This window comes from Streptomyces sp. adm13(2018) (assembly GCF_008042145.1).
Lineage (GTDB): Bacteria > Actinomycetota > Actinomycetes > Streptomycetales > Streptomycetaceae > Streptomyces.
The window spans coordinates 1-8,734 of record NZ_RDBH01000092.1 but is presented as its reverse complement, the minus strand read 5'-3'; the positions used below and the strand labels follow the sequence as shown (position 1 = coordinate 8,734).

Below are 8,734 nucleotides of genomic sequence, written 5' to 3'. Positions count from 1 at the left end.
CACCCCGCCCCCGCCCGGCACACCACCGGCGTACGCCGCCGCGATCGCCGCCGCCAGCCGCACGTTGCCCCGTACCGCCGCCAGGTTGGCCTCCAGCGACGCGCCCTCCGTGTGCACCGTCAGGTACTCCAGCAGGAACGGCGTCACCGCCTGCCCGGTGATCCCCTTCTCCTTCGCCGCCGCCAGACCGCTCGCGAGCACCCGGTCGTGCAGCGCCGGGTCCAGCTGCTCCGCCACCGGGACCGGGTTGGCCACGATCAGCGCCGCCCGCGGCCCCCCGAGCCGGTCCTGGGCCCGTATCACCGCGGCCACCGCCTCCGGGCTCCCCAGCGTCCAGTCGACCGGCTCGCCCGAGGAGGCGAGGTAGAAGCCGGGGAAGCGGTCCGTGCCGTACCCGGCGACCGTCACGCCGAGCGTCTCCAGGCGCTGGAGCGTCGCGGGGACGTCGAGGATCGACTTGACCCCGGCGCACACGACGGTGGTCCCCACGCGGGCGAGCAGCCGCAGGTCGGCGGACTCGTCCTGCGTCTCGGTCCACGCGCGGTGCACACCGCCGAGGCCGCCGGTCGCGAACACCCGCACACCGGCCGCGTCCGCGAGCCAGGCCGTCGCCGACACCGTCGTCGCCCCCGTCGCGCCGGTCGCCAGGGCCGGGGCGAGATCGCGGTGACCCAGCTTCCGCACCTCCGGATCCTCCGCGATCCGGGTCAGCGCCGCCCGGTCGAGGCCGACCCTGGCGGTGCCGTCGACGACGGCGATCGTGGCGGGTACGGCGCCCCCGGCCCGCACCAGCTCCTCCAGTTCCCACGCCACCGCCAGGTTCCGCGGGCGCGGCAGGCCGTGGGCGATGATCGTCGACTCCAGCGCGACCACGGGACGCCCCTCGTGCAGCGCCTCGCGTACCTCTTCGGACACCTGTGTGGACATGTCCCATTCCTGGCGCGGCCGCGAACCCCGCAAACCTCGACGGCGAGCACCGGCCATCCGGCGAAAGCCCCTTCGGATTCCGTCACGGGCCGCCCGGCGGGCTCGTCCGGAGCGGCCCCGCCACCCGTCCGGCGCTGCGCCGAAGGGGCCGTGCGGATTTCGTCGTGCCGCCGGGTTCCGGGCATCGCCCCTGGTGGAAGGCGAAACGGAGGGCTCCGGTCCACCCGGTCCCGGTCTCGGGGCGGCCCCGGACCCCCGCTACAGTCACCGCCCATGACGACACATGACCAGCCCTCCTTCGCCGTGCACATCCCCGACGCGGAGCTCGAGGTCGAGCCGCTCGACCCCGCCCAGATCGTCTCCGGCACGCCCGAGGTGACGGGCAAGGTGCTGTGGGAGTCCGCCGACGGCAAGCAGCTGCGCGGCATCTGGCAGATCACGCCCGGCGTCGTCACCGACACCGAGGCCAACGAGCTCTTCGTGGTGGTCTCCGGCCGGGCGACCGTCGCCGTCGAGGGCGGCGCCACGCTGGAGATCGGACCGGGCGACGCCTGCGTGCTGCGCGAGGGCGACCGGACGACCTGGACCGTGCACGAGACGCTGCGCAAGGCGTACCACATCAGCCTCTGAACCGGCTCCGGCGTCGGCCTGGGAGCAGCCCCTGAATCACCCCTGAGTCGGCCCCGGAATCACCCTCTGGACCAGTCGCTGAATCGGCCTTCGGCTCGGCCTCCGGCTCGGCCTCTTGAGGTCTGGTAGGAAACCTTCCTATCCGCTAGCATCCCGGCAGCGGCTCGGCGCGGCGCCCCACCCCCAGGGGCGTGACGCGCTCAGCGAGAGCTCTGACCCGGCCGCCGAGCACCCTCGCCGTGTGGCGCCCGAATCGCCACCCGGCCGGTCGCCCGTGTCCGCACCCCGCGGCACGGGCGCCCCGGCCCGTCGCCGCGCGGCGGACCCGTGGTGCGCCGCACCGGTGTCCAGCTCTCGCCGATTCCCAGGCCAGGGAGCCCAGGTATGCGCCTGAACGCCTCCGCCCCACCTCGCCGCACCACGACCCCCCTCCCCTTCGTCCTCGCCGCCGTGCTGCTGCTCGTCGGCGGGCTGCTGCTCGCCCTCCCGGAACGGGCGGGCGCCGCCGCCGACCCCCTGATCTCCCAGGGCCGGCCCGCCACGTCCTCCTCCGTCGAGGCCGGCACCTACGGCCCGGAGAAGGCCTTCGACGGCGTCTCCACCACACGCTGGGCCAGCGCCGAAGGCGTCGACCCCCAGTGGATCCGGGTCGACCTCGGCCCCTCGGCCACCGTCTCCCGCGTCAAGCTCGTCTGGGAGGCCGCCTACGCCAAGGCCTACCGCGTCGAGATCTCCGCCGACGGCACCACCTGGACCCGCCTCGCCAACGAGGCCGCGGGGAACGGCGGAACGGACGACTGGACCGGACTCACCGGCCGGGGCCGCCACCTCCGCGTGTACGGGACCGCCCGCGGCACCTCGTACGGCTACTCGCTCTTCTCCGTCGAGGTCTACGGCACCACCGGCACCACGGAGCCGCCGGCCGGCGCCTTCACCGTCGTCGCGGCCGGCGACATCGCCGCCCAGTGCACGGCCTCCAGCAGCTCCTGCGCCCACCCCAAGACCGCGGCCCTCGCCCAGCGGATCGCCCCGTCCTTCTATCTGACGATGGGCGACAACCAGTACGACGACGCCCTGCTCTCCGACTTCCGGAAGTACTACGACACGTCCTGGGGCGCCTTCAGGGCGAAGACCCGCCCCGTTCCCGGCAACCACGAGACCTACGACCCGGCCGGCCCGCTCGCCGGCTACAAGTCCTACTTCGGCTCGATCGCCTACCCGCAGGGCAAGCCGTACTACAGCTACGACCAGGGCAACTGGCATTTCGTCGCCCTCGACTCCAACTCCTTCGACGACGCCGCGCAGCTCCAGTGGCTCAGGGACGACCTCGCACGGAACACCCGGGGCTGCGTCGCCGCCTACTTCCACCACCCGCTCTACTCCTCCGGCGGCCACGGCAACGACCCCGTGTCCAAGCCGGTCTGGCAGATCCTGTACGGGGCCAAGGCCGACCTCGTCCTCAACGGACATGACCACCACTACGAGCGGTTCGCCCCGCAGGACCCGAACGGGCGCGCCACCGCCGACGGCATCGTCGAGATCGTCGGCGGCATGGGCGGCGCCGAACCGTACGACATCGAGACCGTCCAGCCCCACAGCCAGAAGCGGATCAGCGGTCCGTACGGCGTCCTGAAGCTGGACCTGACCGACACCACCTACACCTGGCAGTACGTCGGCACCGACAACCAGGTGAAGGACTCCGGCCCGACCTACACCTGCCACTGATGTACCTCGCGACCACCGGTCGCCCCGACGCGCCGCCCACCCCCTCGGGGGTCCGGCGGCGCGTCCCCGGCACCGTCCTCGCCCTCGGCGCGGTCAGCCTGGTCACCGACGTCTCCTCCGAGATGGTGACCGCGGTCCTGCCGCTCTACCTCGTCCTCGGACTCGGCCTCTCCCCCCTCCAGTTCGGACTGCTCGACGGCCTCTCCACCGGCGCGACCGCGCTCGTACGGCTCCTCGGCGGCGCCACCTCCGACCGGGGCGGCCGCCACAAGGAGGTCGGCGGCCTCGGCTACGCCCTGTCCGCCTGCTCCCGGCTCGGCCTCCTCCTGGCCGGCGGCGCCACCGGCTGGATCGCCGCCTCGCTCGCCGCCGACCGGCTCGGCAAGGGCGTCCGCACCGCGCCGCGCGACGCCCTCATCACCCTGCACAGCCCGCCCGAGGACCTGGGCCGGGCCTTCGGCACGCATCGGGCCATGGACACCACCGGCGCCCTCCTCGGCCCGCTGGCCGCCTTCGCCCTGCTGTGGGCGACGGCCGACGCGTACGACGCCGTCTTCGCCGTCAGCCTCTGCGTCGGGGCGTTCGGCGTCCTGCTGTGGGTGCTGCTCGTCCCCGGACGGCACCGGGGCTCCGCCCGGCGGGCGCGCGCCGTCCCGGCCGAGCCACGCGCGCGTGCCGTCCTCCTCCGCCGCTTCGGCAGGCCGATCGACAGGCCGATGGGCGGGCCGTTCGACGGGCTGTTCGGCGGGCTGCGGGTTCCCGGATACCGGCGGATCGTGCTCTGCGCCGGCCTCCTCGGCGCCGCCACCATCGGCGACGCCTTCCTGTACCTGCTGCTCCAGCGCCGGCTCGCGTTCGACCCGACCTGGTTCCCGTTCCTGCCGCTCGGCGCGGCCGGCGTCTACCTGCTGCTCGCCGTCCCCGCCGGACGCCTCGCCGACCGGATCGGGCGGCGCGCACCCCTCCTGTACGGGCACACGGCCCTGCTGCTCGCCTACGGACTCCTGCTCGCGCCGCTGCCCGACCCCGTGGTCCTGCCGGGCGTCCTCCTGCTGCTCGGGGTCTTCTACGCCACCACCGACGGCGTCCTGATGGCCCTGGCGGGCCCCTTCCTGACGGAGGGCCGGCAGGCGAGCGGGCTCGCCGTCGTCCAGACCGCGCAGGCACTGGCCCGGCTCGGTGCCGCCGTCGCGTTCGGTGCCCTCTGGACCGCGAGCGGGCCGGAGACCGCGCTCGTCGTGGCGCTGCTCGCCCTCACCGCGGCCCTGGGCGGCGCCGCGCGGCTGCTGCCCACGACTCCTTCCGAGCCCTCCGAGAGGAGCGACTGACCCATGTCCGCCCTGACCGGCACCCGTCCGTCCACCCGCACGCGCGTGTGGATCCTCGTCCTGGCCCTGCTGCTGCTCGGCGGCGGCGCCACCGCCTACACACTCCACGCGGCCTCGGGCCGCGCGGCCGCGGTCGCCGGGATCGCCGACCCCGGCTTCACCCTCGACCACGACACCGGCGCGCTCTACGTACGGGACACCGCGAGCGGCCGCGTCGCGCGCGTGGACCCGGCCGCGCCCGGCGGCCGGGTGGTGGGCGGCCCCACCTGCGACCGCTTCCACGCCGCCGGGCACACCGCCCTGTGCCTCCGGCGCAGGCCGGGCGTGCCGGCCCGCTCGTACGCGATCGTGCTCGACCGTCGGCTGCGCGAGGTGCGCCGGATCGGACTGCCGGGCATCCCGAGCCGGGCCCGGGTCTCCGCCTCGGGGAACGTGCTCGCCTGGACGATGTTCGCGACCGGCGACTCCTACGCCCGCTCGTCCTTCTCCACCCGGACCTCGATCCTCGACCTGCGGACCGGCTACCTGGTGAAGAACATCGAACAGCTCCCCCTCTCCCTCGGCGGCCGCCGGTACCACGCCCCCGACGTCAACTACTGGGGCGTCGGCTTCGCCGCCGACGACAACCGCTTCTACGCCACCGTCTCCACCGGCGGCCGCACCCATCTCGTCGAGGGCGACCTGCGGAACTGGTCCGCCAGGGCCCTGCGGGAGAACGTCGAATGCCCCTCGCTCTCCCCGGACGGCACACGGCTCGCGTTCAAGAAGCGGGTCTCCGACGGCCCCCGGGAGCCATGGCGGCTGTACGTGTACGACCTGCGCACCGGCCGCGAACACCCGGTCGCCGAGCGGCGCGGCATCGACGACCAGGCGCTGTGGACGGGCCCGGGGACGCTCGCGTACGGCTACGGGGGAGCGGTCTGGTCGGTCCCGGCCGACGGCACGGGCGCCCCGCGCCGACTGGCGGACGGCGCGTCCTCCCCGGCGGTGCCGCGCTGACCGGCGGGGCCGTACTGTCCGGCGGGGCCGTACCGACCTGCGGTGGCGCACCGGGGAGCGGGGCCGCACCGACCGGCGCCGTCGCTCCGGCCGTTCGGGGGAGGCTCACGCCGGGCGGAGTGAGCCGCGGATCGCGAGGGCCGCCACCGGCAGCAGCAGGCAGGCGGCGATCGCGTTCAGGGGCCCGTAGCCCGCCTGCGCGACGACCAGGCCCGCCACGAGCCCGCCGACACCGGCGGCGGTGTTCATGACGAAGTCGGAGAGCCCCTGGACCGCGGCCCGCGCGGCCTGCGGCACCGAGTCCGTGAGCAGCGCCGATCCGGCCACCAGGCCCGCCGACCAGCCCAGGCCGAGGACGAACAGACCGACGGCGGTCCGGCCGTGGCTGGACCCCGCCGTGCCCGCGACGAGCGCCGCCGCGCCGATCAGCCCCACCGCGAGCCCGATCACCGACAGCCGCCCCAGCCGGTCGGAGAGCCAGCCCATCAGGGGGGAGAAGGCGTACATGCCGGCGATGTGGCCGCTGATCACCAGCCCGATCAGCTGGATGTCGGCCCCGTGGTGGGTGAGCGCCACCGGCGTCATCGACATGATCGACACCATCGCGGTGTGCGCGCCGGCGACGGTGACCACCGCCAGCCTGGCCTTGGGGGACTCCCGCACGGCCCGCAGCCCGGCCCGCAGGGAGCGCTCCTCCGGGGCCTCGCCCGCGCCGGACGCGTCGAGCGCGCGGGCGGTGAGGAGGGGGTCGGGGCGCAGCAGCACGGCCACCACGAGCGCCGCGATCACGAAGACCCCGGCGGCCCAGACGAAGGGACCCGCGGTGGCGGGGATGCCGAGGCCGACGACGCTCCGGCCGGCCGGAGCGGCGATGTTCGGCCCGAGGACGGCCCCGACGGTGGTCGCCCACACCACGGTGGAGATGGACCGCGCCCTGCGGTCCGGCTCGGCGAGGTCGGCGGCGGCGAAGCGGGCGGCCAGGTTGGCCGAGGACCCCGCGCCGAAGCCCACGAGGCCGACGAGCAGCAGGGGAAAGCTTTCGGCGACCGCCCCGAGCACGGCGACCCCGGCGCCGACGGCGCCGATGAGGTACGCGAGGACGAGGCCGGCGCGGCGGCCCCGCGAGGCCATCAGGGCGGCCAGCGGCATGGCGAGCAGCGCGGGTCCCGCGACGGTGGCCGTCGACGCGAGACCGGAGAGTGCCTCGGAGCCGCTGACGTCCTTGGCGAGTACGGCGGCGAGCGCGACGCCGGTGGCGATGCCGAGGCCGCCGAGGATCTGGGTGGCGATGAGCACGGCCTGGACGCGCCGGCGCAGCGCGGGCAGCTCGGCGTCGGTGACGGTGCCGGGTATGGAGGCGGGCAGGGTGGCGTCAGGGGCGCCGGAGGTGCGGGTCACTTACGTGAGTGTGCCAGCCGTCCCACCTGATGGGAACGCCTCCCGGCGGGGCCTGCCGACGGGCCTCCCGGCGGTGCCGCCCGACGGTGCCTCCCGGCGAGGCCGAGCCCGGGCCCGGGGCACAGGGCCGAGAGTCCGCCCGCCGGACGGCGGCGGCGCGGGCCCCGCTCAGAACAGCGTCGCCGGCAGCACCCCTTCGAGGGCGAGCAGCTGCCGGTCGTGGTGCCGTGCCACCGGGTGGTGGAGAGCGACGGCGGTCTCGGCGGCTTCGGGGGCGGCCTGGAGACCAAGCGGCAGCTGCTCGCCCTCGAAGGGGTGCTGCCGGCGACGCTGTTCTGAGCGGGGCCCGCGCCGCCGCCGTCCGGCGGGCGGACTCTCGGCCCCCCGTACCCGACGACCGTGCCGTACGGCACGCTGCCCGCCAGCTCGCGCAGCACCTGCCGGTTGAAGCCGCCCGTCAGGCTCCAGTCCAGGGGCAGGTCGACATCGCCCGGCTCGCCCGCGAAGTACCGGTCGAGCCCGCGGACCGCGCCCGCGAGCAGCCCCGAGGCCCGCTCCACCGGCTCGGCGCCGAGCTGCGCCGCCAGCCGGTCGAGCATCCGGTCCCGCCGCGCCGCCTCGGCGTGGAACTCCACGCGCACGAGCCCCCGCTCGGTCGCGGCGAGGAGGAGCGGCCCAATGGCGCTCTCCAGGACCGTCCACTCCACGGTGACGGCCCGCCCGTCGCCCTCCGGCCACGCTTCGATGTCCATGCCGCCCACGGTACGACCCGGCACCGACAGCGGGCCCGGAATTCGCTCGCAAGATCACGAAGAGGTCTCGCTCAGGTCTCACGAGCGGAAATTCCCCGGTCACATGGTCGCGACGGTCCCGGCGCGCCATAATCTCGCCCCGGTAGTACTACCCAGCGGTACCGACTGTTTTCGGACGACGTGGCACCAGGGGTGGAGGACAGACGCTCATGCAGGGCACGGTCGACGGATTCAGCTACGGGATCGTCACTCCGGTGGCGGCCTTCCTCATGGCGTGCCTGGGCGGCGCCCTGGGCCTGCGCTGCACCACGAGATCCCTCCGCCACCGCGACAGCTTCAAGGCGGGCTGGCTGGCCCTCGGCGCCACCGCGATCGGCAGCGGCATCTGGACCATGCACTTCATCGCGATGATGGGCTTCTCGGTCCAGGAGGCGCCCATCCGCTACGACCTGCCCCTCACCTTCGCCAGCCTGGGCGTGGCCGTCCTGATGGTCGGCGTCGGGATCTTCATCGTCGGGTACCGGGGGGCGACCGCGCTCACCCTGGTCACCGGCGGCACCATCACCGGCCTCGGCGTGGCCACCATGCACTACCTGGGCATGGCCGGGATGCGTCTGCAGGGGCACGTCGAGTACGACACGCTCACCGTCGCGACGTCCGTGGTCATCGCCGTCGTCGCGGCCACGACGGCCCTCTGGGCGGCCGTTTCCGTGCATGGATTTCTGGCCAGTCTCGGTGCGAGCCTGGTGATGGGCGTCGCCGTCAGTGGTATGCACTACACCGCCATGGCGGCGGTCAGCGTGCACCTGCACGGCGCGGACCCCGTCGAGGGGACCGGCGACACCGCCACCTCGCTGCTGCCGATGCTGATCGGCCCGGCGGTCTTCCTCATCCTCGCCGCCGTCGTCGTCATGTTCGACCCGCTGCTCGTGATGGGCGACCCGGACTGGCAGGGCCCCGCCCGCGCCCCGCGCC

At 74.7% G+C, this 8,734-nt stretch carries 8 protein-coding genes and 1 pseudogene; 6 read left to right on the top strand and 3 right to left on the bottom strand.

What is annotated here, in order from left to right:
* The coding region (locus EAO70_RS08430; RefSeq protein WP_148002388.1) for a pseudouridine-5'-phosphate glycosidase at positions 1-927 on the bottom strand (927 nt) is incomplete at its 3' end.
* A 273-nt stretch (positions 928-1,200) separates the two neighbouring features.
* Between EAO70_RS08430 and EAO70_RS08425 the strand changes: the two genes are divergently transcribed.
* The 4 genes from EAO70_RS08425 (at position 1,201) to EAO70_RS08410 (ending at position 5,609) form a co-directional block, all read left to right on the top strand.
* Complete coding sequence (locus EAO70_RS08425) at positions 1,201-1,557, top strand: cupin domain-containing protein (protein WP_148002387.1); 357 nt, start codon at positions 1,201-1,203, stop codon at positions 1,555-1,557.
* Between the two features lie 384 nt (positions 1,558-1,941).
* Positions 1,942-3,282, top strand: coding sequence for a discoidin domain-containing protein (locus tag EAO70_RS08420; protein ID WP_148002386.1), 1,341 nt, complete (start codon positions 1,942-1,944; stop codon positions 3,280-3,282).
* Entirely contained in the window at positions 3,282-4,610 is a 1,329-nt protein-coding gene (locus EAO70_RS08415; protein ID WP_148002385.1) for an MFS transporter, read from the top strand. The genes EAO70_RS08420 and EAO70_RS08415 overlap by 1 nt, the downstream gene beginning before the upstream one ends.
* A gap of 3 nt (positions 4,611-4,613) precedes the next feature.
* On the top strand, positions 4,614-5,609 hold the full coding sequence (locus tag EAO70_RS08410; protein ID WP_148002384.1) for a hypothetical protein: 996 nt from the start codon (positions 4,614-4,616) through the stop codon (positions 5,607-5,609).
* A gap of 105 nt (positions 5,610-5,714) precedes the next feature.
* On the opposite strand, the gene EAO70_RS08405 is transcribed toward EAO70_RS08410, so the two are convergent.
* Positions 5,715-7,007: an MFS transporter gene (locus EAO70_RS08405; RefSeq protein WP_148002383.1), complete on the bottom strand. Its 1,293-nt coding sequence runs from the start codon at positions 7,005-7,007 to the stop codon at positions 5,715-5,717.
* 219 nt (positions 7,008-7,226) lie between these two features.
* Here EAO70_RS08405 and EAO70_RS08400 point away from each other — a divergent pair, with 219 nt between their 5' ends.
* Positions 7,227-7,346: an MGMT family protein gene (locus EAO70_RS08400; RefSeq protein WP_410091162.1), complete on the top strand. Its 120-nt coding sequence runs from the start codon at positions 7,227-7,229 to the stop codon at positions 7,344-7,346.
* Between the two features lie 188 nt (positions 7,347-7,534).
* Here the strand turns inward: EAO70_RS08400 and EAO70_RS40255 are convergent.
* A pseudogene (locus tag EAO70_RS40255) lies at positions 7,535-7,759 on the bottom strand (cysteine methyltransferase); the annotation flags it as partial.
* Between the two features lie 209 nt (positions 7,760-7,968).
* Between EAO70_RS40255 and EAO70_RS08390 the strand changes: the two are divergent.
* Positions 7,969-8,734, top strand: a 766-nt coding sequence (locus tag EAO70_RS08390; protein WP_148002382.1) for an MHYT domain-containing protein, incomplete at its 3' end; no start/stop codon positions are given.

Bases quoted from the DNA above. Each gene is read 5' to 3' on its own strand.
- EAO70_RS08415 (WP_148002385.1), top strand. From the start codon at position 3,282: ATGTACCTCGCGACCACCGGTCGCCCCGACGCGCCGCCCACCCCCTCG.
- EAO70_RS08425 (WP_148002387.1), top strand. From the start codon at position 1,201: ATGACGACACATGACCAGCCCTCCTTCGCCGTGCACATCCCCGACGCG.
- EAO70_RS08420 (WP_148002386.1), top strand. From the start codon at position 1,942: ATGCGCCTGAACGCCTCCGCCCCACCTCGCCGCACCACGACCCCCCTC.
- EAO70_RS08410 (WP_148002384.1), top strand. From the start codon at position 4,614: ATGTCCGCCCTGACCGGCACCCGTCCGTCCACCCGCACGCGCGTGTGG.